Consider the following 24,062-nt stretch of genomic DNA (forward strand, 5'->3'; position numbering starts at 1 on the left):
CGCTGGCTGCTGCGCTGGATCGCGTTTTTGCGTGCCTGGATGCGGGCGATGGAATGGCCATCCTTTAGCCACGTGCCGCTGTCACAGACGGCACGGGGCGCTTGAAGGGGATTTTTCAGGGACAACTAATTGCGCGGCGCGCCCGTCGTCATCGCAATGACGACGGGCATTCGACAATGCGCGGCTCAGCGGCGCGCGTAATCCACGAATGAAAACGCATAGGCGTGCCGGTCATCGGCAGCATGCAACTCACGCTTCACAGGCGACCACACCGCCGGATCGATCGGCGGAAAATGCGTGTCGGCATCGTCTACTGCCGTGTCCACTTCGGTCACAGCCAGCAGATCGGCACGTTCCATGGTCAGGCGATACATCTCCCCGCCACCGATCACGCAGAGCTCCTGCGCGCCGTCTTGCACGGCACGTTCGATTGCCTGCTCCACCGATGCCACCGCCTGCATGCCGTCGAACGGCACCTGCCCCGAACGCGTCAGCACAAGATTCAACCGCCCCGGCAATGCACGCCCGAGAGACTGCGCAGTCTTGCGCCCCATCAGAATCGGCTTGCCCAGCGTCAGCGCTTTGAAGCGCTTGAGATCATCGGGAAGCTTCCACGGCAGATCGTTATCGCGGCCGATGGCGTTGTTGCGGTCGAAGGCGACGATCAAAATGATTTTCATACGTCAGCATACAGCGCGCACTAATCGCATCATGCGAGCAATGCTCAGACCGCCACCGGCGCCTTGATCGCCGGATGCGGGTCATAACCTTCGATGGCGATGTCTTCGAAGCGGAACGCGAACAGGTCGGTGACGTCGGGATTCAGGCGCAAGGTCGGCAGCGCGCGCGGTGTGCGCGTCAGCTGTTCACGCGCTTGATCGAAGTGATTCGAATACAGGTGCGCATCACCCAGCGTGTGCACGAAATCGCCGACGCCCAGTCCGGTGGCCTGCGCCACCATGTGCGTCAGTAGCGCATAGCTGGCGATATTGAATGGCACGCCCAGAAAGATGTCGCCGCTGCGCTGATAGAGCTGGCAACTGAGCTTGCCGTTCACCACGTAGAACTGGAACAGGCTGTGGCACGGCATCAGCGCCATCTGCGGCAGTTCGCCGACATTCCAGGCGCTGACCACCAGCCGGCGCGAATCCGGATTGCGCTTGATCTCGTCCACCAGCCACTGCATCTGGTCGATTTCGACACCGTCCGGGCCGGTCCAGCGTCGCCACTGCTTGCCGTAGACAGGGCCGAGGTCACCGTTGTCGTCGGCCCACTCGTCCCAGATGCGCACCTGGTTGTTGCTGAGATAGCCGATATTGGTGTCGCCCTGCAGGAACCACAGCAACTCGTGGATGATCGAGCGCAGGTGTAGCTTCTTGGTGGTCACCAACGGGAAGCCGGCATTGAGATCGAAGCGCATCTGCCAGCCGAACACGCTGCGCGTGCCGGTACCGGTGCGGTCGGACTTCTCCGCACCGTGTTCCAACACGTGCTGCAACAGATCCAGATACGGCTTCACTTGGCAGCCTCCACACCAGCGGGCGTCGGCAGCACCGGCTGCAACACCGGGGCGCGGCGCGACATCGCCAGCAACACCAGGCCAACGGCAATCAACGGAAGGCTCAGAATCTGGCCCATCGTCAGCCAGTTGAAGGCCAGATAGCCGATCGGTGCATCGGGCACGCGCACGAATTCAACGATGAAGCGGAACACGCCGTACAGCAGCGCGAACACACCGGAGACCGCATAACGTGCGCGCGGCTTCATCGAGAACGTCCACAACACCACGAACATCACCACCCCTTCCAGCGCAGCTTCATAGAGCTGCGAGGGGTGGCGTGCGAACTGGTTCAACGCGCCAGCGGCGTACTGCGCCTGGATCTGCGCCGGCAACTGGTCCGCCAGTTCCGGCGCATGCGGGAAAATCACGCCCCAGCCGGCCTGGGTGAACTTGCCCCACAACTCGCCGCCCACGAAATTGCCGAGCCTCCCGAAGCCAAGACCCAGCGGCACCAGCGGTGCAACAAAATCCATGACATCGAAGAAGTGCAGCCGGTGCTTGCGCGCCCACAGCCAGCAGGCGATCAGCACACCGAGCAGGCCGCCGTGAAAGCTCATGCCGCCTTCCCACACCTTGAACAGGATCAGCGGGTTGGCCAGGAAGGTGTCGAACGCATAAAACAGCATGTAGCCGATGCGCCCGCCCAGCACCACGCCGAGCAGGCCGTAGAACAGCAGGTCGGAAAATCCGTCCATGTCCACGCCGGGTAGGCGGCCGCGCAGGATGCGCGAGCGTCCCAGCGCCCAGGCGGAGAAAAACGCCGCCAAATACATCAAGCCATACCAGTGCACCTGCACCGGGCCGAGCGAGAAGGCGATGGGGTCGATGGCGTGCAGATAGATCATGCGGACCGCGGATCACGAAAAGCGAGGCCGCTATTCTGACACCTTGCGCGTCTGACAGCTTGCGCACGCTCAGCCTAGGAGTTGCGGGCGGTCAGGTAGCTCGTCTTCATGCCGCGTACCGTCGGCGGCCGGGAAATGCTCGGCCAATAGCTCGGTCACCGCCTCGATACCGGCCAGGACCGCCGCTTCGTGCTGGCCTTCGCGCAGGAATTGCTGCATGCGTCGGCACACCTCTACCCAGCTCTCTTCCGGCACCCGACTGCGCAAGCCGCGGTCAGCCACCACCTCGATGGCGTGGTCGGCCAGCAGCAGGTAAATCAGTACCCCGTTGTTGGCCTCGGTGTCCCAGGTGCCCAACTGCGCGAAGGCCTGCTCGGCGCGTTGACGGGCGCTATGACCATGCCACAACGCCTCCAGCGGCAGATCGGCCTCGACTGCGACCATGATCTGGCCGGTGTGCGAGCGCTCGCTGGCCGTCACCGCCGCAGCGATGGCGTCCATGCACGCGGCTGGAAAACGACTCTGCGCCGAGGGCGCGAAAATATGCCTGAGCCACCGCATTACCAGCTCCCCGAGGCGCCACCGCCTCCTGATGACCCGCCGCCACCGCCCCAGCCACCACCGCCGCCGAAACCGCCACGGCCACCGCCGCCAAATCCACCGAAGCCGCCACCCCAGCCTCCGCCACCGACGAAGCGACCCGGCGAGCCAGAGGCAAGGCCGGCCAGCAAGCCGATCACCGCCGCGCCCGCGCTGGCGAACAGCAACGAGGTAAACAGCAATGCCGCGCCACCCGCGGCAACGCCCGTCAGCAAGGCGCGCAGCGGGCGAGGTAACGCGCCCAGGATGCCGCGCGCAACCATGGCCACCACGAAGCCGATGAACAGCGCCATGATCCAGCCGCCGCCGCCCGCACCGTTACCGCCATCGGCATGTCCACTGACTGGCGGCGGCAAGGCCTCACCCTCGATCAGGCCGGCCAACGTTGCGGTTGCAGCACTGATGCCGCCGGCGTAGTCGCCCTCACGGAAGCGCGGCGCCAGATACTCCTGGATGATGCGGTTGGCGGTGATGTCGGGGATGGCGCCTTCCAGGCCGTAACCAGGCTGGATGCGCACGCGGCGGTCGTCCTTGGCCACCAGCAGCAGCACGCCGTCGTCAACGCCCTTGCGGCCGATCTTCCACTGGTCGAACACGCGCTGGGTGTATTGCTCGATCGCTTCCGGCTGCGTGGTCGGCACGATCAGGATCTGCAATTGCGCGCCCTTGCGTTGTTGCAAGGCAAGCGCCTGTTGTTCAAGTTGCTGGATCTGCTCCGCATCCAGCGTGCCGGTGACATCGACGACCGGCGAGCGCAGCGCTGGGATGGCAGCCAAATCCTGCGCCAGCAGTGACGCCGGCAGCAGCAGCAACGCCATCATCCACACAACTTTCAAATACGTTCGCCACATTGCCAACTCCTAGCTGATGCGCGCTGATCGTCGATCAGCGCTGGATTTTGCTATTCCTTCTCCCTGCGGGGCATTGGTCTCCTTCATGGGGAGAAGGTGCCCTGCAGAAGCGGATAAGGAAATGCAGAGCTACGTGCAGTCGGGACGACTACGAGGCTTCGCGGCGTAACCTCACCCCAACCCCTCTCCCGATGAGAGAGGGACTAGTTATCCGCTCCGGCACGTTTCGCATTCACACGCGCTGGGTTGATGTGTTCCACCGATTTTTACTGAAGCGCTGTTTGGCAGTGGCATTGCCTTGGCGCGTGCTGTGCGCTGTTCGACATCGCGCGTACCGCACTTGCTACCGACTACTGCACTTCACTCAACCCACGGCACATCATTCGATGACCTTGCCTCACCCGAGGACCATGCAATACGCGACGACTGCACGGGCACCGCAAACGCACAACAGCTGATTACTGGGCAGGCTGCGGCGCAGGCTGTTGCTGCGGCATTTGCTGCGGCGCCTGCTGATTACCGAAATCCACCTGTGGAGCGCGCGAGATCTGCGCTTCGTTTTCGACGCTGAAATTCGGTTTGGGCTGATACCCAAACATCTTCGCCGTAATCACCTGCGGGAACGACCGGATATACGTGTTGTAGTCCTGCACGGTCTGGATATAGCGGCCGCGCGCCACGGTGATGCGGTTTTCGGTGCCTTCCAGCTGCACCTGCAGATCGCGGAACGACTGGTCCGACTTGAGCTGCGGATAGTTTTCGCTGACCACCAATAACCGCGACAGCGCACTACCCAACTCACCTTGCGCCTGCTGGAATTGCTTCAGCGACGCTTCGTCATCGGCATTGACCTGGATCTGGCCCACGCGCGCACGCGCATTGGTCACTTCGGTCAGCACCTGGCGTTCCTGCTGGGCATAGCCCTGCACGGTGCGCACCAGATTGGGAATCAGATCGGCGCGGCGTTGATACTGATTAAGCACCTCCGACCAACCGGCCTTGACGCCTTCTTCCTTCTGCTGGATCGCGTTATAGCCGCAACCGGACAGCGAAGCGGTCAGGATCAGCAACACCAGGGCGCGAATCAGGACTGGCATGCAGGCGATTCCGTTGAAAGAGAGCCGAGCATGCCATGGGCCAAGTCAAGCCCGCATGCACATGGCCCTGCCCAGCGGTCCAGCCGCAGCGCTGCCTCAGAACAGCCGCGGCAGCAGGATCAATCCCCAGCACAGCAGCACATTGATCAGCAGCACGAACACCGCGGCCGAGCCCATGTCCTTGGCGCGCCCGGCAAGCACATGATGCTCCGGACCGTAGCGTTCGATCACCGCCTCGATCGCAGAATTCAGCAGCTCGGCAGCCAACACGATCAACAGCGGTGCGATCAGTGCAATACGTTCGAGTCCCGACTGCCCGAGCCACAGACCGAGCGGTACCAGCACCACCGCCAGACAGACTTCCAGCCGGAACGAGGATTCGTGCAGCCACGCCGCGCGCAATCCCTGCCACGACCAGACCGCCGCCTTGAGCATACGGCGCGGGCCGCGCGGGACGTGCCCCAATTGATCGGCCATACGTCAGCGCTTCCTGCCGCAAGGGCGGAGATGGGAACAACTCGAACGCATGGCAGGGTCGCTGCTGGGGAAAGTGCGAATCTTGCACCGTGCCGCTGCGCCCCGCCAGTTACCGGCCGGTTTGCCCTCAGCTTCCAGCATGTCGCACCATGGCAGCCCGCTTCATTGTTAAAGGTGCCTGCATGACCCTCTATCGCCTGCGCACGGTGCTGTGCGCCCTCGCCCTGATGTCCGGCCATGTGTCCGCCGACGCATTGCACACCGCTCCCGCTGTGCCGACGCAGGTCTCAAACGCCGCTTGGGAAGAAGACATGCAACGCTTCGCCGAAAGCGACGCGCGTCAGCCGCCTCCCAAACACGGCATTGTCTTCGTCGGCAGCTCGTCGATCCGGTTCTGGGAAACGCTGGCGCAGGATTTCCCGGGCAAGCCGGTCATCAACCGTGGTTTCGGCGGCTCGGAAGTGCGCGACAGCACGTGGTACGCAGACCGCATCGTGATTCCGTATGCACCGCGCCAGGTGGTGCTGTATGCCGGCGACAACGACCTCAACAGCGGCCGCACACCCGAGCAGGTGCGCGATGACGTGCTGGCATTCGTGGCGCGCGTCCGCCGCGATCTGCCCAAGGCACGCATCAGCTACCTGTCGATCAAGCCCAGTCCGTCACGCGCGCAGCTGCTGCCGAAGGTCATCACTGCCAACCGGCTGATCAAGGAAGCGCTCGCGCCGCTGCCGCGCGTGGATTACGTGGATGTTTACACGCCGATGCTCGATACCGGCGGCCAACCGCGCGCAGAACTGTTCCGCGCAGACAGGCTGCACATGACGGCCGATGGGTACACGATCTGGCGCAAGGTCGTGGCACCGGTATTGGAAGAACGCTAAACGCAATGCAATCGATCCGGCGCCCGGCGCCGGATCGGCCGGTGCGCAGGCTGGCGTTTCATCTGCAGCGCGTCTGTCGGCGTGGGGACAAAGCGTCGAAGTCGCTCACGCACGCCGCTGAATTAGGTCTCTGCTTCTGCGCACGCAGCAACCATCGCATCGCTGTGCGCGAGATACGGCTGCAGATGCTCGACCATCTATAACGTCGCTAAGAGCCGTTACAAGAACGTCAGCGTCGGGCGCGCTGCACTGATCGCACCGACGCCTGCACTTTGCCGCAGATATGCCGGATTACCTTGGCAGTGGTGGGCCGTATCTGCGCGCTCTATCGGTGGCCGGCGAGTGTTAATCGAGACGGCTGCCAAGCTGCTCAATTTGGCCGTCGACGCGGTGATCGAATCCCGTCGGCAGCAGCCGTGCGTACGCTTCTCTGGTATCTGCAGCCTCGTCACTTAGCCGGCAGCACCACGCAATCAGCCAGCGCCATGCCTACCGATCGCTACCTCAGGCCACCACCACCGCCACCGAGGTCCCGACGCTAGGTTCGCTGTGCAATTCGATACGCCAGCCGAAGCGGTCGCAGAGCCGGCGCACGATCGACAGACCCAGGCCGGTGCCTTGCGGGCGGGTGGGGTCGGCACGGAAGAACGGTTCGAACGCGCGGGCGCGCGCTTCCTCGCTCATGCCGATACCGGTATCGCGCACCACGATGCGGTCGTGCGTCACCTCAACATCGATGCTGCCGGTATCGGTGTAAGCGCAGGCGTTACGTAACAGATTGCTGAGTACCACCCGCATCACCCTGGGCGGTGCGAACATCTGCAGACTGCGGTCACCGACCATGCGCAACGACACTGGCTTGTCGCCGAGCAAATCACGCGCGCTCTCGACTTCTTCTCTGGCCAGTTCGGCGACATCGAAGTTTTCGCTTTGCGGATCGATCTCAGCTTCGCGTGCCAGGATCAGGAACGCATCGATCACCGCTTCCATATCGTGGCCGGCGCGCTGGATGCGACGCAGGCTGCGCTGGGTGCGCGTCGATAATTCGTCGTCGGCCAATGCCATGTCACTGGCCACGCGGATCACCGTGAGTGGCGTACGCAATTCATGGCTGGCATCGCGGGTGAAATTGCGTTCGCGCGCCACATGCTCGCTGACGCGTAGCCCTAACGCATGCAAGGCGGCAGCAAGCTGGCGCGTTTCGCCCTGCAATTCGGCAGGCAAACGCTCTGGAGCCAATTCCTCCACATCCGGGTTACGTGGGTCCCACTGCGACACACGCCGCGCCAGCCAACTGATCGGCGAGACCAGACGTTTGGAGACACGGTAGGTAAACCAGGACACGCCATAGATTGCCAGCAACACCACGATCGCTGGCACCACGCCGAACCACAGCGTCAGATGTGCCGCACGCGAGCGCGGGAATACCAAATACAGCCGCCCCTCCGGGCGTTGATCGACATACACCAGCGCATCGGCGGCAGCCACTTCACTGAAACCGGGCGGCAGATGACGCAACGCTGCTGGCGCACGCTCGGCAGCAGTGCCGGCGGGCGAAAAATACCCTTGGATGTTGCGCGTATTCGGCGGCCGATTGTCAGGCACGCTCTTTTGCATCTGCCAAAAATGCACAGCTTCGTCGGCGAGCACGGTGCGCACCAGGCTGTATTTGATGACGAACGACACCAAATACCCGGCCAGCACGAGGGCCAGGCTCGCCAACGCGACCTGCAGCAGGAAGGCGAGACGTATTTTTCGCGGGAGCCCGTGTGGCATTGCTGCATCCAGGGGAGAGCGCCGGAGTATAGGCAACGCTTCCGTGAGTCCGCCGTGCAACCAGCCGGCAGCACAGGAAAACGATCGGCGCGTGGGCGCCTACACAGCAGCCGGCCGCCAGAACGGCGACCGGCCAAGGACATCACGCCATCGGTTGGGCGATGTCGGCGATGCGATAGCCGGCGCTCTGCACGGTGTGCAGCAGCGGGCGGTCGAACGGCTTGTCGATGATCTTGCGCAGGTTGTACAGATGGCTGCGCAGAGTGTCCGAATCCGGCAACCCGTTGCCCCAGATCTCGCGCTCGATTTCCTGGCGGGTCACCACACGCGGCGATTCGCGCATCAGGATGGTCAGCAGGCGAAGGCCGATCGGCGAGAGCTGCAGCTCAGTGCCGGCACGGGTGGCGCGCATGCTCACCGGGTCGAGCACCAGGTCGGCGACCTTGAGCACTTCCGAGCCCACCTGGCGACGCTCGCGACGGATCAGGGCACGCAGGCGTGCTTCCAGTTCCTGAATCGCGAACGGCTTGGTCAGGTAATCATCGGCGCCGAACCCTAAGCCGGTGAGCTTGTCGTCCAGCGTGTCGCGGGCGGTCAGCATCAACACCGGGGTGGACTTGCGTGCGTCGTTACGCAGGCGGCGACACACCTCGATGCCGTCCAGGCGTGGCAGCATGAGATCCAGCACGACCACGTCGTAGCTGTTCTCGGCAGCCAGACGGTAACCGTCCAGGCCGTCTTGCGCGTAGTCGACCTCGAAGCCACGGCCTTCCAGGTACTCGCCGATCATTTCTGAGATATTGCGATTGTCTTCGACGACCAGCACGAGGCCGGACGTTTCCTTGGTCTGACGCATGGACTTTCCTCGGTCTTCAGCTTTGTGAAACATGCCGGATCGACGGTGGATAGGGCGTGAAGACTGAATAACTTTTGCGCTGCTCGGCCTTCAGCGCCCGAGCAGCGGGCGCAACGCCGGCCACACCGTCTCCAGCACCTTCGGCTGCGCAGCGGCGGTAGGGTGCAGACCGTCGGCCTGCATCAGGCCAGGCTGCAGCGCGACCTTCTCCAGGAAGAACGGCACCAGCTCGGTTTTGTACTGCTTTGAGAGGTCGGCGTAGGTCGCCTTGAGCCGCTCGCGGTAGGCTGGGCCATAGTTCGGCGGCACATCGATCCCGAGCAGCAGCACCTTGGCGCCGGCCTGCTGGCTGAGCTGGATCATCTTTTCCAGGTTGCCCTTAAGCTGGTTCGGGGTCAGTCCGCGCAACGCATCGTTGCCGCCGAGTTCGATCACCACCACGCCGGGATGGTGCTTTTCCAGCAGGCCGGGCAAGCGGGTCAGCGCGCCGGAGGTGGTCTCGCCGCTGATGCTGGCATTGACGACCGGCGGTGGCGTCGCCATGTCACGTTTCAGGCGCTGGTCCAGTAACGTCACCCAGCCGGAGTGCACCGGGATGTTGTGCGCAGCGCTCAGACTGTCGCCGACGACCAGGATCGGCGCGGTTGCGACCGGACTTTTGGCAGAGGCAATCCCCGGCGCAAGCAGGGAGAGTGTCAGCAGCCACAGGGCCAGCGCCCCATATCGCAGTGTTCTTTCACGCATTCGGAGATTCCTCATCGACAGTCTGGCCCCCCGCTCCAGCACCCGCACCGCCATCGACGTCCGCGAGGTCGGCAAGTCCGTCAGTGGCCCGGAGGGAACACTCCACATCCTCGACAACGTCAGCTTGACGGTCAGTGAAGGCGACAGTATCGCCATTGTTGGCGCCTCCGGTTCGGGCAAGACCACCCTGCTCGGCTTGCTTGCCGGTCTGGACCTGCCCAGCCGCGGCAGCATTGCGCTCTCGGGCCAGGACTTGGGCCAGCTCGACGAAGAAGCCCGCGCCGCGCTGCGCGCCCGCGAAGTGGGCTTCGTGTTCCAGAGCTTCCACCTGCTGCCGGCGCTAACCGCCGAAGAAAACATCGCGCTGCCGCTGGAACTGGCCGGGCGCGAAGATCCTGCGCGGGTGCGCGAAGTGCTGGAGGCAGTGGGCTTGAGTGCACGTGCACGGCACTACCCGCGCCAGCTGTCCGGCGGCGAGCAGCAACGCGTGGCGTTGGCACGCGCGTTCGTGGCCAGGCCGCGCATCCTGTTCGCCGATGAGCCCACTGGCAGCCTGGACCAGGCCACCGGCGCGCAGATCAGCGACCTGCTGTTCGCGCTCAATGCCACCAGCGACACCACCCTGGTGCTGGTTACCCACGACATGACCTTGGCGCAGCGCTGCCACCACATCTACCGCATCGATAGCGGCCGCTTGCACGCACAAACCGGTTCGGCCGCATGAACGTGGTACGCCAAGCCGCGCGCGCAGTGCGCCGCGAATTCCTGGCCGGCGATCTGCTGACCGTATTCGCCGCACTGGTCTTGGGCGTGGCGGTGATGACGGCGGTGGGTACGCTGGTCGACAGGGTCACCCTGGCGCTGACCTCCAGCGCGGCCGAAGTGCTCGGCGGCGATCTGGGCGTGACCGGGCGGCAGGAAATCCCCGCCGACTTTGCCGAAGAGGCCAAACGGCGTGGCTTGCAAAGCACGCGCATGGTCAGCTTCCCCAGCGTACTGTTCCATGGCGATGCCAGTCAGATGGCCAACATCCGTGGTGTCGGAGCGGGTTACCCGCTGCGTGGGCAGCTGTTGGTGTCCAGGGACGGCGCCGGGACGGAAGGCAGCGTCGCCAGCGCACCGCCACCGGGCCAGGCGTATGCCGATCCGCGTCTGCTCGAAACCCTGGGCCTGCGCGTGGGCGAGCAACTGGAATTCGGTGCCGGCCATCTGACCATCACCGGCGTGTTGCGCGCCGAGCCGGATGCCTCCGGTGAACTGATGCAGCTTGCGCCGCCGCTGCTGGTCAATCGCGCCGATATCGAAGGCGCTGGCCTGCTCGGCCCCGGCAGCCGCGCCTCCTATCGGCTGATGTTCGCCGGCGCGCCGGATGCGATCGCCGATTTGCGTGCCTGGCTGAAGCCACGCGCCAGCGAGTATCGCTTGGTCGGTATCGAAGACACCCAGCGCGGCATGCGTGCGGCGTTCGATCGCGCCGGTCGCTTCCTGGCGTTGTCGGCATTACTGGCGGTGCTGTTGTCCGGCGTGGCGACCGCCCTGGCGGCGAATCGGTTTGCGATGCGGCGCATCGACACCGTGGCGATCTTGCGCTGCCTGGGCGCCCGCCAGCGCGACATCCTGGCGATGCTGTCGCTGCAGTTGCTGCTGACTGCCATTCCGGCCTGTTTGGTCGGTATCGGGCTTGGCATGCTTGCGCAGGAAGGCCTGGTGCAGGCACTGGGTAGCCTGATCCCGAATCGGCTGCCGCTGCCGCAGGCTACCCCTGCCCTGGCCGGTGCAGGCATCGGCCTGGTGCTGTTGCTGGGCTTCGGCCTGCCGCCGCTGCTGCGGCTGCGCAACGTGCCGCCAATGCGCGTGCTCAACCGCAGTTTTGCTGCGGTGCCGCCCAGCTCGTTGCTGGTGTATGGCGCGGCCTTGGCCGCCACACTGGCGCTCACCGTGTATGCCACCGGCAATCTGGTGCTGGCCGGTTGGGTGCTGGGTGGCTTGGCCGCGCTGGCACTGGTGGCGATGTTGCTGGGGCTGGGCTTGCTGGCCTTGCTGCGGCCGATCCAGCACCGCCTGCGCGGTTCCTGGAAGCTGGGCCTTGCGTCGCTGACGCGGCGCCGTGGGCTGAGTGTGGTGCAGTTGGTCGGGCTGTCGCTGTCGTTGTGCGCGCTGTTACTGCTGGCGGTGGTCGGCCCGGGCCTGCTTGGCCAGTGGCGCGACCGCCTGCCGGCGGACACGCCGAACTACTTTCTGATGAACATCCAGCCCGAACAGACCCAGCCGGTGCTGCAGACCCTGCGCGGCCTGGGTGTGGAAGGGGCAGCAGTGGAGCCGTTCTCCACTGGCCGCCTGGTCGCCATCAACGACAAACCGCCGGTGCGCGACGATCGAGACCCACAGGACGATGGCGACGGCGACAACCGCCCGGTCAATTTTTCCTGGCGGCATGCATTTCCGCCGGCAAATACGCTGCTGCAGGGCAAATTCTGGGCAGCCGACAGCACCGCAGCGGAAGCCTCGGTAGAGGAAGGCTGGGCGCAGCGTTACCAGCTCAAACTGGGCGATCACATCACCTTGCTGCTGGGCGAACAACAACGCACATTCACCGTGACCAGCATCCGCAAGGCCGACTGGGATTCGTTCCGGGTCAACTTCTTCCTGCTGCTCAACCAGGGATCGGTCGGCGATGCGCCGTACAACCTGATTTCGGCCTTCCACCTGCCGCCCGGCAATGCGTCCAAGCTGGCGTCATTGAGCCGCGACTACCCGAACATTTCATTGCTGGATATCGACGCCATCCTGGGCCGTGTGCGCGAGGTCATCGACCAGGTGGCGCAGGCGGTGCAGTTGGTGATGGGCTTCAGCCTGCTGGCCGGCGTGCTGGTTCTGCTGGCCGCGTTGCAGGCCACCGCGGGCGAGCGTCGTTACGACAGCGCGGTGTTACGCACGCTGGGCGCACGCCGTGGCCAGTTGCGCGGTGCGGTGCTGGTGGAATTCGGTGCGCTCGGCTTGCTGGCGGCGACGCTGGCGGTGACCGCTGCGGCGGTGATCGGCGCGGTGGTGGGGAAACAGGCCTTCGAGATTGCGTTGACGCCGGATTGGCCGCGCCTGCTGATTGGCGGTGCATTCGGGTTGGCCTTGAGCCTGCTGGCGGGTTGGTCGGGCACGCGGCCCATCCTGTCCACACCACCGGCGTTGGCATTGCGTAGCGAATAAGCGCAGCTACCCAGACTGCTGCGCAGCCGTCTGACGACGGCTCGCTACGTGTTGGTGGGCCGCTTAAGCGCGCGGGAACGCAGCGCATGCTGGCGACGGCATGCGCTGCGTCGCCTGACGGCGGAGGCATCAATCAGCGCAACAGACGTTGCGGCGCGCTTGCATGCGTCGACCGCCAGCCGGGTGTGTATATACCGGCAGCGCATAAGCACCTTGCAAATCGTACGTTCGCAGCGGCGACACGACTGCCTAGAGTGATGTGTCAGGTCGCCGGCCCCGGCGGCCTTTCGTTGCCGTCGAGGTGCCACGTCATGGCCAGCATTACTTCCGAAGCGCGTGTGCAGACGCCGCGCGATGCGGCTTCCACCCTGCAGAGCTCCAGCGTCCGGATTGTGCCGTTCGATGGCCCGCTGGGCGCAGAGGTGATCGGCCTGGATCTCTCGCAGCCGCTGGATGCCGACACCTTCGCGCGCATCCATCGGGCGCATCTGGATCACCACGTGCTGGTGTTTCGCGATCAACGCATCACCCCGGCGCAGCAGGTGGAGTTCAGCCGTCGCTTCGGGCCGTTGCAGATCCATGTGCTGCGCAATTTCCAACTGCGCGGGCACCCGGAAGTGCTGGTCGTGTCCAACATCAAGGAGAACGGGGAGCCGATCGGCCTGGGTGACGCCGGGCATTATTGGCACTCGGATCTGTCGTACAAGGAAACGCCGAGTCTGGGGTCGCTGCTGCATGCGCAAGAGCTGCCCAGCGAAGGCGGCGACACCCTCTTTGCCAACCAGCATCTGGCGTGGCAAACGCTGCCCGAATCGCTCAAGCGCACCGTGCAGGATCTGCGTGCCGAACACAGTTATCTGGCCAAGTACGAAGAGTTGCGCGCCCGCAATCCATGGCGCCCGGCACTGATGCCCGAGCAGATTGCCGAAGTGACGCCGGTACAGCACCCGGTGGTGCGTACGCATCCGGAAACCGGCCGCAAAGCGCTGTTTGTCAGCGAGCATTTCACCACCCGCATTGTCGGCCTGCCCAAAGACGAAAGCCGCGCGCTGCTGCAAACACTGTTCGAGCACAGCACGCGTGCTGCGCTGGTGTATCGGCATCGCTGGCAGCCGCACGACATGGTGTTCTGGGACAACCGTTCGGTGATGCATCTGGCAGCAGGCACGCCGGATCATCTGCGTCGTCGACTCAACCGCACCACCGTCGAAGGCGATGCGCCGTTCTGAGCATGCACCTGCTCCCTCCCCCTTCCTCACTGGAGCGCCGCATGCGTTTGACCGTTACTTCTCACACGCCTTCGCCGCGCCGGCGTTTTTCGCGGCGCATCGCGCTGCTGGTATTGGCCGCGCTGCCACTGCTGCATAGCGCGCATGCGCAGGCAGAAGGCAAGCTGCGTATCGCCAAGCAGTTCGGCATCGTCTACTTGCTGCTGGACGTGGCGCAGGATCAACAGTTGATCGAACAGCAAGGCAAGGCCGCCGGTGTGGATATCGACGTGCAGTTCCTGCAGTTGTCCGGCGGCGCGGCGGTCAACGATGCGTTGTTGACCGGTTCGATCGATGTCGCCGGTGCCGGTGTCGGGCCGTTGTTCACCATCTGGGACCGCACGCGCGGCCGCCAGAATGTGCGCGGTGTGGCGTCGCTGGGCAATTTCCCCTACTACCTGATCAGCAACAATTCCCGCATCAAATCCATCGGCGATTTCACGCCAAAGGACCGCATTGCGGTGCCGGCAACGGGTGTCTCGGTGCAATCACGTTTCTTGCAACACGCCTCACAACAACGGTGGGGCGACAAGGGCACCCATCAGCTCGACGCACTGCAGGTTGCGTTGCCGCATCCAGATGCCGCCGCGGCCATCATCCGTGGACGCACCGAAATCACCGCGCACTTCGCCAGCCCGCCGTTTCAGGAACAGGAGCTGGCGCGTAATCCGGCCGCGCATATCGTCACCAGTTCGTACGAGATCGAAGGCGGTCCGTCGTCGGCGACGGTGTTGTACGCCACCGAAAAATTCCGTAGCGACAATCCCAAGACCTATCGCGCGTTTGTCGCGGCACTGGACCAGGCGGCGAAGTTCGTCACTGCCCATCCGGAGCAGGCGGCCGATATCTTCCTGCGTCGCAATGGGTCGAGCATCGACCGTGCGCTGGTATTGCAGATACTCAAAGACCCTAAGGTGCAGTTCACCGTGGCACCGCAGAACACGCTGGGGCTGGGCAAATTCATGCAGCACAGCGGTGCGATCAAGCAGGCGCCGGGCAAGGTGAGCGATTACTTCTTCGACGACCCGCTGATGACGGGCGGGAGCTGAGCGATGTCGGCCCCCTTGCTGCAAGTCGATCACGTCAGCCTGGAATACGCCTCCGCGCAACGCGTGGTGCGGGCCACCCATCGGGTGCGCTTCGATGTGCATGAAGCCGACCGCTTCGTGCTGCTGGGGCCTTCGGGCTGCGGCAAATCCACCCTGCTCAAGGCGGTTGCAGGTTTCGTTGCACCGCGCGAAGGACAGATCCGTCTGGATGGCCATGCGGTCACCGGGCCTGGGCCAGACCGGGTGGTGGTGTTCCAGGAATTCGATCAGTTGGCACCCTGGAAAACCGTGCGCGAAAACGTGGTGTTTGGCCTGCGCGCCGCGCGCAAGCTCGGACGCGCCGAAGCACGCGAGCGGGCCGAGGAAAGCCTGGCCCAGGTCGGGCTGAGTGCATTCGCAGAGGCCTACCCGCACACCTTGTCCGGCGGCATGAAACAACGTGTGGCAATCGCACGCGCCCTGGCGATGCGTCCGCGCGTGTTGCTGATGGACGAACCGTTTGCGGCACTGGATGCGCTGACGCGTTCGCGCATGCAGGAGCAGGTGCTGGAATTGTGGGAACAAGCGCGCTTCACGCTGTTGTTCGTCACCCATTCCATTGAAGAGGCGTTGGTGGTCGGCAATCGGGTCTTGCTGTTATCGCCTCATCCGGGCCAGGTGCGCGCCGAACTCAATGCGCATGCATTCGGCCCGCACAGCGCCGGTAGCGTGGCGTTCCAGCAAACCGCGCAGCGCATTCACCGGCTGCTGTTCGATCTGCCCGATGAGGCGCTAGACGACGAGAAGGTGGCACCGTTACGCCGCCCAATCGTGCGCCAACGCAAGGCGCTGACATGAGCCGCAGCACCGCTACCGCAGTGCCGCCGATTCCGCCGGTGCGTCCCGAATACGAAGTGGCGTTGACACCGCTGGACCCGGCCCTGGTCGCCACCGCGACGCCCATGGGCTGGCAGGCACCGCCGTGGCTGCGCAAAGCACTGGTGCTGGTGGTCTTGGTCGCCGTCTGGGAAATCGCCGCGCGTGTGGTCGGCGACGATCTGATGCTGCCCAGCGCACTGCAGACTGCGCGCGCGTTCTACGACGGGTTGCTGTCCGGCGAGTTGCTGCGCCGTGTCGGTGCCTCGTTACGGGTGCTGGCGCAGGGCTATGCGCTGGGCGTGTTGCTGGCCTTCGTGCTGACCGCGCTGGCTGCCTCCACGCGCTGGGGCCGCGATGTACTCGGCACCCTGACCGCCATGTTCAACCCGCTGCCGGCCATTGCGCTATTGCCATTGGCCTTGCTGTGGTTCGGGCTGGGCACCGGCAGCCTGGTGTTCGTACTGGTGCATTCGGTGCTGTGGCCGCTGGCGCTCACCACCTACGCCGGCTTCCAGGCGGTGCCGGAGACGCTGCGCATGGCCGGGCGCAACTATGGCCTGCGCGGGCCACGCTATGTGGCACAACTGCTGATTCCGGCCGCGCTGCCGGCGATCCTGTCCGGGCTAAAGATCGGCTGGGCGTTTGCCTGGCGCACCTTGATCGCCGCCGAGCTGGTGTTCGGCGCCACTTCCGGCCAGGGCGGTTTGGGTTGGTACATCTTCCAGAACCGCAATGAGCTCTACACCGACAAGGTGTTCGCCGGTCTGGCGATGGTGATCGTGCTGGGGTTGCTGGTGGAAGGCCTGGTGTTTCAGGCGATTGAGCGGCTGTCCGTGCGCCGTTGGGGCATGCAGCGCTAGAGCGGCCTCGGCGGCACGGTCGCGTGCGCTTAACGGAGTTGGCTTATGCTTCGGCCCCCATTCTCTTCCGCTCGCCGCCGCCATGCCCACCGTCCCCTTTACTGCCTACATCTACCCGGTCCTGCTGTTGCTGGCCAGCAACGTGTTCATGACCTTCGCCTGGTACGGGCATCTGAAGTACAAGAGCACGCCGCTGATGATCGCGATCCTGGTCAGCTGGGGCATCGCGTTTTTCGAATACTGCCTGCAGGTGCCGGGTAACCGTCTGGGCAGCGCGGTGTATTCGGCGCCGCAGCTCAAGGGCATGCAGGAAGTCATCACGCTGCTGGTTTTCGCCGGCTTCTCCACGTTCTACCTGGGGCAGTCGTTGAAGTGGAATCACTGGGCGGCGTTCGGCCTGATCCTGGTGGCCGCATTCTTGATGTTCAAGGAGTAAGGCTAATGCCCCGTAGGGGCGCGCTGGCGCGCGATGAGGCGCTACCGATAAAGCCTCAATCGCGCGCCAGCGCGCTCCTACGACATCCGGGTGCCTAGTTCGCTACCTCCACCCACTGCGTAAACACCGCATCGATTTGCGCGTCCTTGACGCGTTTGCCCTGTTGCACTGAATCGGCCTGCTCGAACATCGGCATGATCATCGCCATGCCATCGGGCTTGGTTTTCAGATGCAGGCCCGGTGGTGTTTCCAGAAACGTGGCCCAGCGCGTGCGTACCTTGGCCCAATACCCCTGCGTGCCTTTCCAGTACGCATAGGCCGGGGCGAACTCTACCTCGGTGGTCTTGCGGTAATCGTTGATGCCGAACTCACGCGCAATCGCTTCCTGTGTGCCGTCCGGCTTACGCAACACCTTGGTGTTGAATTGTTCGTGGGTCCAACCGCTCGGTGTGAGCGTGTGGCGGTTGATCACCGACAGCGCGTTGTAGTCGCTGCGCTTGGTGTACTCGCGGCGCGGTAACGGGCGCCAGCTCAAATCGCTGGTCCAGGTCGGGTGACCATCTGCGTAGTCCCAACGGCCGGTGCCGCAATAACGCGGCGCGTCGCTGACTTCATACACGCATTGGGTCCAGGCGCCGCGGGTCACGGCCGGCGCCAGCGCGTGCACCGTCCAGGTTTGCTCGGCGGTGAATTCGAAACGCTGCGGTGCCTCGTAAATCCAGTCCTGTCGCCAATGCTTGGTCACGTGCTTGGTCTTTTCGTCGACCAGCAGATGCTGCAGCACCAGCTTGCGCGCTGAATCTTCCACCACGATGACCACTTCGCTGGCGCCGCTGCGCATCGCCGAGGCGCGCTCGTAACCGGGCTTGAGCAACACGGTTTCGTCGAAGGCGAAGTCCACAGCGTATTCGCCCTGCATCGCCAGGATGCTCTGGCGATCGCGCGGGGCATCGGCGGCGGCAATCAATGGCAACAGGCTCAGCGTGGCGGCAATACAGCGGGGCAATCGTCGGCTCATCGGCAGTCTCTTTTGGGTACGTCAGCGGCGCAAGCGCAGCAGCGACGTCGTCATGTCGGTGGGATCGGAACCGCGTGCGTTCGCGGCGGCAGTACGCAGGGCCGCAGCGCGGGCGCAGCAGCAATCGTCCACGGCCACACGGCCATCGATACCCTCTTCGCGTGCCAGCCGTGCAGCAACCTCCGCGCCCAGTGCCGAGACGGTGGCCAGGCTCGCGGCGATGGGGTGATCGTGGCTGGCCGCAGGCTGCAAGCGTAGTGCGCTTAAACGCCAGGTATCGCCGCGCAGGCGTCCGGCCAGGCGGCGCCAGAGCCGTTCGCCAAGGCCCAGCTCGTGCGTGTCCGTTGGGAGTGGTGGCAACCGCGAGACCAGGTGGTCCCAGCTCAGGAAATCGCTGTCTGGCAGCAGGCAGAGCCGCCAGCAGCAGTGGCCCGCGGCATCGAAGAACCAGATGCTCTCGCGCATGCCGTCGCTGTCGACCTGCCGGTATGCGGCGGCAGCAACCGCATGCTGCCAGCCATTCAGTTCGTTGCCCAATGCGGGCCGGTACAGGCACAGCACCGTGCCCAGAGCAGCCAACTGCTGCGGTCGCGGCAACGCCGCGCGGGTGGCACGTGCCTGCGAAGACAACGGCAATGCGCGGATGTTGGGCATGGCCGCTACCAGCTCACGGCCAGGCTGACCGAGGCAGTGCGCCCAGCGCCGGTGAAGCGGTCCAGTACGGTACTACTTGCCAGCGTGCCGTTAGGCAACGCGTTCCAGTCCACGTAACGGCGATCGGCCAGATTGAAAATGCCGGCAGTGACCTTGGCGCCGGGTGCGAATTCCCAATGCCCCATCAGATCCAGCGTGGCATAGCCGCCCGGTGCGTAATAGCTGTCCAGCCGCGGGCGCCGTTTGCGGGCCACGAAGGTGCCGATCAATTCCGCGCCCCAGACGTCGCTGTCGAAAACCACGCCCAGCGTGCCGCGCAATGGGTCGACCGAATTGAGCGGGGTGCCGTCGGTGAGGTTGTCGCCTTCCGAATAGGCAACCGCACTGTTCAACGACCAGCCCTGCCAACCAGCAAGCACGCCTAGATCGATCCCGCCGCGCGCTTCGGCACCCTTGATCACCACATCGTCTACGTTGCGCGACTGGAATAGCATCAGCCCTTCTGCGTTGAAGCCGGCCGGCGCATACGATTCGATGAAGTTGCGGTAGTCGGTGTAGTACAGGGCCAGCCCGAGGTAGCCGACCGCAGCGTTGAAGCGCAGCCCCAGTTCGCCACCGCGGCTGGTTTCCGATTTCAGGTTTGGATTGGCGATGGCGGTGTAGCGCGCCTGCAGATTGGTAAAGCCGATATTGACGTCGTTGTACGGCGGCGCGCGGAAACCATGCGCATAGTTGGCGTACGCCGACCATGCATCGGAGAACCGCCACACCAGGCCGAACTTCGGCGAGACCTGGGTTTCGTCGAGGGTCTCGGCAGCCACACCCGGATTGTCTTCGCGGAAGATAGCGTCCACCTGCGGCGACAGGCGGAAGTCATCCACACGCACGCCGGGCGTTAGCGACAAGCGGCCATCGAGCAGGCCGATTCCGTCCTGCGCATACACCCCGAGCTTGGTGGTTTCGCTCATCGGGAAATCGCGCACCGGAAACACGTCCTGGCCGACGCGGTTGCTCACCACGCCGTTGGCTAAATTCACCGAATAGCCATCGCGCTTGGCGCGCGTATCGGTCCAGGTGCCATCCAAGCCGTAGGTGATCTCGTGGCCGAGCATGCCGGTATTGATGGATTTGTGCGCGTTGACCAGCAGCCCGTAAACGCGCTGATCGAAAGTGTGCGCGTTATGCCGGCGCGTATTGTTGCCGCGCAACTCTTCAGTGCGCTGCAAGCTCTCGCTGTCCTGGCGATACAGCTGCCACTGCAGATCGTCGGCCAGTGCAGAATCCAGCGCATCGATTTCATGCCGCAGCGAGACCCGCGCACGGGTCTGATGATCGCGGCCTTCCTGCGACAGGATGCGCAGCGAGGCCGTCGGGCTACGCGTGTCGATACCGGTCAATGCATCGATACTGCCGTCGTCTTCGTTGCCTTCGACGGTGAGTTTGAAGCGCTGTTGCGCGCTTGGCGCGTACACCAGTTTGGCGAGCACGCTGCGGCCATCGATGCGCTGCGGATTGGCCGCGGTGCGGGTGAAATCACGGCTGCGGTTATCGCCTTGATTCTGGGCCTGCTGGCCCTGGCGATGACTCACCGCCACCATGCCGCTCCAGTGCTCGCCGCCAAACGCACCGGTGGCACCGGCGAACAGGCCGTTCCAGTCGCCTTCGTAACCGAACTTCAGGCCGACGTAGCTGTGCTTGTCGGCGCTCAGATAATCCGAAGGATCCTTGGTGACGAAGGCCACCACGCCGCCCAGTGCATCCGAGCCATACAACGCGCTGGCCGGCCCGCGCACCACTTCAACGCGCTTGAGCGTTTCAAGATCGACGAAGTTGCGGTTGGCGTTGAGGTAGCTGCCGAAACTGAAGGTGTCCGACACCGGCACGTTGTCCACCAGAATCGCCACGCGGTTGCCATCCAGCCCGCGGATACGGATGCCGTTGGCACCGGTGAAGCGGCCGCTGGTGCTGGTGACCGAAACACCCGGGGTGTAGCGAAACACATCCTTGAGTTCGCGCACCAGTTGGTTGTCCAGCTGCTCGCGATCGATCACATCCACCGTGCCCGGCACATCCACCAGCGCACGTTGGGTGCGCGTGGCGGTGACCTGCAATTGATCAAAGTCGTGCACTTCACGCGCGGTCTCGGCGCCGGCATCGACTTCGGCAGCGTGGGCAGACAACGAAACAACAGGCAGCGCAAGCAACAGCGCGACCACCAGCGGATGCAGGCGCATCATCAGAAACCTTTATGGAAAAACCCTCGACGGCGCGCAACGCGGCACACGCCGCTGATGGCAAAGGGTGGAGCGTTGAGTGGCGGGCGGCGGCGGCAGCGCCCGCTGCGTTCTTCCGGCACGCGCGCTGAGCGAGTGCGGTGATATCAAATGCAATGGCGACCGAGCGTTGCGTGCGAAGGATCGCTTGAGCGGCACTCGGGGTGCGCGTGCGATTGCCTTGCAACAGCGGCTGCACCCACTCGGTGGTGCGCAGCCTTAGAGCGGCTAATAAAACGTAGCGAGCAGTCGCCAGGCGGGTGTGGACGGCGCACTCAGAACCGCAGTGTAAGAGGGGTACATGCCGATTCCGAGCACCGGCCGCGCCCGCATGGCGGTGAACGCAGTCGTTTCGTTAGCTACGCTTAGTGCTCTTTGCTGGACTTACTTGGTCAGGATCAGCTTGTCGTTGCTGGTGTGGCGCAGGCGATAGACGCGGTCGCCGTGCTGGATCAGCACTTCGCGACGGCCCTTGAGCAACGCCTCGCTGCTGATGAGGTCTTCGGCGGGCACAGCACGCGGTGTGGCGCGGTCGCGCAGGTTGACCGGTTCGGAGCGGAGCAGCACGGGGTGAGCGGTCATGATCTGGATCTCCAGTCGGTTGGCCAGGCAAATAATAACCATTCTCATTTAATTATCAAGAGCCATTCTCATTTGAGAGGCTTGATGTTTGGATCGCTTACCGAATTTCGATTGAAATAGCCAATCAAAATGCACACAGACGGGCTCGGGCACTGCGCAAACCGCTCAATGATTCGTCGCCGCGCGCGCGAGGCACCTGCACCCGCTGCCAGCGCAAAACCGGCACGTAGCAAATCCGCTGCCAAACGCCGGCACCACCAACCACAGCGCGCGATCCCGCCGCCGCTGCGCACTGCCCAGCAGCGTGGAGGACGCTAACAGCCGACTCCGAGTTGGTCGGCTGGGGCATCGCTCCACGACCCGGCAAGCGCACCCACGTGGATGACGAAGGCCGCATTCACACATATCAGCCTGGTAACACGCCGGGCGACTCAGCGCGTGCTCGCCTCCACGCGCGTCCAATCGGCGGCATCGACCTGATTCAAGGTCTCCAGGGCGCCGAGGTTTTCCTCCAGCTGAGACACCCGGCTGGCGCCCAGGATCACGCTGGAGACATGCGGGTTGCGCAGGCACCAGGCGATGGCCAGGCGAGCCGGCGACTGTCCAAGCTCGGCGGCCAGCGCACAGAACGCACGCGCGCGCTCGAGCCGACGCGCTTGCGGTGCGCCCAGTACTTCGTCCTGCAGCCATTGATTGCCCGGCTGCCCCAGACGGCTGTCGGCCTCCACACCGGCGTTGTACTTGCCGGTCAGCAAACCAGACGCCAGCGGCGACCAGATCGTGGTGCCCAGCCCGCCTTCGCACAGTGGCGCGTATTCGCGCTCCAGCCGCTCGCGGTGGAGCAGGTTGTACTGCGGCTGCTCCATCGCGGGCGCATGCAGGTACTCGCGCTCGGCAATGGCGATGGCCTCGCGCAACTGCGCCGCGCTCCATTCGGAGGTTCCCCAGTACAGCACCTTGCCCTGGCGGATTAGCGTATCCATGGCGCGCACGGTTTCCTGGATCGGCGTGTCCGGGTCGGGCCGATGGCAGTAATAAAGATCCAGGTACTCCACGCGCAGGCGCTTGAGTGCGGCGTGGCAGGCATCGGTGACATGCTTACGCGAGAGGCCGCGCTGGGTCGGACGCGGGCTGTCCACCGCACCAAAAAACACCTTGCTCGACACGCAGAAGCCATCGCGTGGCAGACGTAGATCGGCGATCACATCGCCCATCACTTCTTCGGCGCGGCCACGTGCATAGACCTCGGCGTTATCGAAAAAGTTGACGCCATTGTCCCAGGCAGCGGCAATCAGATTGCGCGCTTCACTGCGCCCGATCTGCTTGCCGAAGGTGACCCAGGCACCAAACGACAAGGCCGATAGCTGCAGCCCGGTGGAACCCAGACGACGGTAAAGCATGGCGAACTCCCGCAACCTCCAGGGCACCTGCCCCGGACCGGCGTGCGCAGTGTAGGCCGTGGCGTCGTGTAGGCAACAGCGCGTGGCCTGTGCTGCGCTGCATAGCCGCGTGGGCAGCCGCACTCTGCAAAGCGCGATGTCGCCCCCGGAGACGGAAGCGTGTGAGTACCGAGCTCCTGCGAATGGATTGGCGGCTTGTCCCGGTGCTGGATGTGGTGCCGCGCGTCGGCGCTTCCTCAACTCAACCTTTGCTCAGCTCAACGTCCCCTAAGCTCGACGGCTGTTCGCAAGGCACATGCATCGTGATCTGTATGCCTGTCTGACTTAGGTTTTCTGCTGACGTTTCTGTGCAAGCGCTTGGGTCTCCCGCGGGCGCTTGCGCGCATACCGGCGTGGGACACGCCGCAGGTACGCCCATGTCATCTCTTACGCGGCATTTAGGCCGTAAGGTTCCACGCCCGTACGCGTGCAAGCACCACCGTTCGTTGTCGGCAGTTGCAGAAAAAGTGGTGTCCAGACAGATAGTCGTACTTCTCCATGCGCTTCTGACATGGTGGTAGTTGCAGAGCAAAAGTGATGCAGCAATATCCATTGGAGAGCCCACAAAGGATGGTCTGATCAACGCGACCGGGAAACCAAGCAAACCGCATCCGCCGCGCTGAGGGCGCTCAAATCGCCGATTTTTTGCCGGTTTCGGCCGTTTGCGGGGTGTTGCCTGGGTTACAGGCACAGCTTCCCCGCAGCAGGCATTAACGCTTTGCGCGTCAGC

The 24,062-nt window shown here is 64.1% G+C and carries 23 protein-coding genes and 1 other RNA gene; 8 read left to right on the forward strand and 16 right to left on the reverse strand.

Annotation, left to right across the window (positions count from 1 at the left end):
* Positions 1–185: 185 nt before the first annotated feature.
* The 7 genes from NX05_RS18355 to NX05_RS18385 form a co-directional block, all read right to left on the reverse strand.
* Positions 186–680, reverse strand: a complete 495-nt coding sequence (locus NX05_RS18355) for a dihydrofolate reductase (protein ID WP_039432596.1) — start codon at positions 678–680, stop codon at positions 186–188.
* A 44-nt stretch (positions 681–724) separates the two neighbouring features.
* Positions 725–1,519 carry a thymidylate synthase gene (locus NX05_RS18360; RefSeq protein ID WP_039432593.1) on the reverse strand — a complete coding sequence of 265 codons (795 nt, stop codon included), beginning with the start codon at positions 1,517–1,519 and terminating at the stop codon, positions 725–727.
* Entirely contained in the window at positions 1,516–2,406 is an 891-nt protein-coding gene (gene lgt / locus NX05_RS18365; RefSeq protein ID WP_039432589.1) for a prolipoprotein diacylglyceryl transferase, read from the reverse strand. Before lgt ends, NX05_RS18360 begins: the two co-directional genes overlap by 4 nt.
* A 69-nt stretch (positions 2,407–2,475) precedes the next feature.
* The gene (locus NX05_RS18370; RefSeq protein WP_039432586.1) at positions 2,476–2,967 is read right to left on the reverse strand and encodes a TPM domain-containing protein; all 492 of its coding nucleotides are present in this window, start codon (positions 2,965–2,967) and stop codon (positions 2,476–2,478) included.
* Entirely contained in the window at positions 2,967–3,857 is an 891-nt protein-coding gene (locus NX05_RS18375) for a TPM domain-containing protein (protein ID WP_039432583.1), read from the reverse strand. The genes NX05_RS18370 and NX05_RS18375 overlap by 1 nt, the downstream gene beginning before the upstream one ends.
* A gap of 458 nt (positions 3,858–4,315) precedes the next feature.
* Positions 4,316–4,954: a LemA family protein gene (locus NX05_RS18380; RefSeq protein ID WP_039432579.1), complete on the reverse strand. Its 639-nt coding sequence runs from the start codon at positions 4,952–4,954 to the stop codon at positions 4,316–4,318.
* A 96-nt stretch (positions 4,955–5,050) separates the two neighbouring features.
* A complete protein-coding gene (locus NX05_RS18385; protein ID WP_010367484.1) occupies positions 5,051–5,431 on the reverse strand; it encodes a diacylglycerol kinase in 381 nt (126 codons plus the stop codon).
* A 182-nt stretch (positions 5,432–5,613) separates the two neighbouring features.
* On the opposite strand from NX05_RS18385, the gene NX05_RS18390 reads away from it, so the two are divergent.
* Positions 5,614–6,315 carry an SGNH/GDSL hydrolase family protein gene (locus tag NX05_RS18390; RefSeq protein WP_039432577.1) on the forward strand — a complete coding sequence of 234 codons (702 nt, stop codon included), beginning with the start codon at positions 5,614–5,616 and terminating at the stop codon, positions 6,313–6,315.
* A 504-nt stretch (positions 6,316–6,819) separates the two neighbouring features.
* Here NX05_RS18390 and NX05_RS18395 read toward each other — a convergent pair.
* From NX05_RS18395 to NX05_RS18405, 3 genes are all read right to left on the reverse strand, one after another.
* Positions 6,820–8,091: a sensor histidine kinase gene (locus NX05_RS18395; protein WP_039432574.1), complete on the reverse strand. Its 1,272-nt coding sequence runs from the start codon at positions 8,089–8,091 to the stop codon at positions 6,820–6,822.
* Between the two features lie 142 nt (positions 8,092–8,233).
* Positions 8,234–8,947: a response regulator transcription factor gene (locus NX05_RS18400; RefSeq protein WP_002811889.1), complete on the reverse strand. Its 714-nt coding sequence runs from the start codon at positions 8,945–8,947 to the stop codon at positions 8,234–8,236.
* Between the two features lie 90 nt (positions 8,948–9,037).
* Entirely contained in the window at positions 9,038–9,706 is a 669-nt protein-coding gene (locus NX05_RS18405) for an arylesterase (RefSeq protein WP_172645701.1), read from the reverse strand.
* Positions 9,707–9,815: 109 nt separating this feature from the next.
* Between NX05_RS18405 and NX05_RS18410 the strand changes: the two genes are divergently transcribed.
* The 7 genes from NX05_RS18410 (at position 9,816) to NX05_RS18440 (ending at position 17,366) form a co-directional block, all read left to right on the forward strand.
* On the forward strand, positions 9,816–10,415 hold the full coding sequence (locus tag NX05_RS18410) for an ABC transporter ATP-binding protein (protein ID WP_010367508.1): 600 nt from the start codon (positions 9,816–9,818) through the stop codon (positions 10,413–10,415).
* Positions 10,412–12,895, forward strand: coding sequence for an ABC transporter permease (locus NX05_RS18415; protein ID WP_039432569.1), 2,484 nt, complete (start codon positions 10,412–10,414; stop codon positions 12,893–12,895). Before NX05_RS18410 ends, NX05_RS18415 begins: the two co-directional genes overlap by 4 nt.
* Before the next feature lie 311 nt (positions 12,896–13,206).
* Complete coding sequence (locus NX05_RS18420; protein WP_010367514.1) at positions 13,207–14,124, forward strand: TauD/TfdA dioxygenase family protein; 918 nt, start codon at positions 13,207–13,209, stop codon at positions 14,122–14,124.
* A 41-nt stretch (positions 14,125–14,165) separates the two neighbouring features.
* Positions 14,166–15,212, forward strand: a complete 1,047-nt coding sequence (locus tag NX05_RS18425) for an ABC transporter substrate-binding protein (protein WP_010381675.1) — start codon at positions 14,166–14,168, stop codon at positions 15,210–15,212.
* A gap of 3 nt (positions 15,213–15,215) precedes the next feature.
* Positions 15,216–16,049, forward strand: coding sequence for an ABC transporter ATP-binding protein (locus NX05_RS18430; protein WP_039432566.1), 834 nt, complete (start codon positions 15,216–15,218; stop codon positions 16,047–16,049).
* Positions 16,046–16,930: an ABC transporter permease gene (locus NX05_RS18435; protein ID WP_010381679.1), complete on the forward strand. Its 885-nt coding sequence runs from the start codon at positions 16,046–16,048 to the stop codon at positions 16,928–16,930. Before NX05_RS18430 ends, NX05_RS18435 begins: the two co-directional genes overlap by 4 nt.
* A gap of 82 nt (positions 16,931–17,012) precedes the next feature.
* Positions 17,013–17,366 carry a DMT family protein gene (locus NX05_RS18440; protein ID WP_010367524.1) on the forward strand — a complete coding sequence of 118 codons (354 nt, stop codon included), beginning with the start codon at positions 17,013–17,015 and terminating at the stop codon, positions 17,364–17,366.
* Positions 17,367–17,460: 94 nt separating this feature from the next.
* Here the strand turns inward: NX05_RS18440 and NX05_RS18445 are convergent, their stop codons facing one another.
* From NX05_RS18445 to NX05_RS18465, 6 genes are all read right to left on the reverse strand, one after another.
* Entirely contained in the window at positions 17,461–18,384 is a 924-nt protein-coding gene (locus tag NX05_RS18445) for a DUF6607 family protein (protein ID WP_039432562.1), read from the reverse strand.
* 21 nt (positions 18,385–18,405) lie between these two features.
* Positions 18,406–19,038 (reverse strand): ChuX/HutX family heme-like substrate-binding protein, encoded by a 633-nt coding sequence (locus NX05_RS18450; RefSeq protein ID WP_039432559.1) that lies wholly within the window; start codon positions 19,036–19,038, stop codon positions 18,406–18,408.
* Between the two features lie 5 nt (positions 19,039–19,043).
* Positions 19,044–21,275 (reverse strand): TonB-dependent hemoglobin/transferrin/lactoferrin family receptor, encoded by a 2,232-nt coding sequence (locus NX05_RS18455; RefSeq protein WP_039432555.1) that lies wholly within the window; start codon positions 21,273–21,275, stop codon positions 19,044–19,046.
* A 262-nt stretch (positions 21,276–21,537) separates the two neighbouring features.
* A non-coding RNA gene (locus NX05_RS23115) (sX9 sRNA) lies at positions 21,538–21,614 on the reverse strand.
* Between the two features lie 81 nt (positions 21,615–21,695).
* On the reverse strand, positions 21,696–21,935 hold the full coding sequence (gene hemP / locus NX05_RS18460; protein WP_017112759.1) for a hemin uptake protein HemP: 240 nt from the start codon (positions 21,933–21,935) through the stop codon (positions 21,696–21,698).
* Positions 21,936–22,324: 389 nt separating this feature from the next.
* Positions 22,325–23,308: a potassium channel beta subunit family protein gene (locus tag NX05_RS18465; RefSeq protein WP_026112334.1), complete on the reverse strand. Its 984-nt coding sequence runs from the start codon at positions 23,306–23,308 to the stop codon at positions 22,325–22,327.
* Between the last annotated feature and the right edge of the window lie 754 nt (positions 23,309–24,062).

The organism is Xanthomonas vasicola (assembly GCF_000772705.2).
In the GTDB taxonomy this organism is placed as follows: domain Bacteria; phylum Pseudomonadota; class Gammaproteobacteria; order Xanthomonadales; family Xanthomonadaceae; genus Xanthomonas; species Xanthomonas vasicola.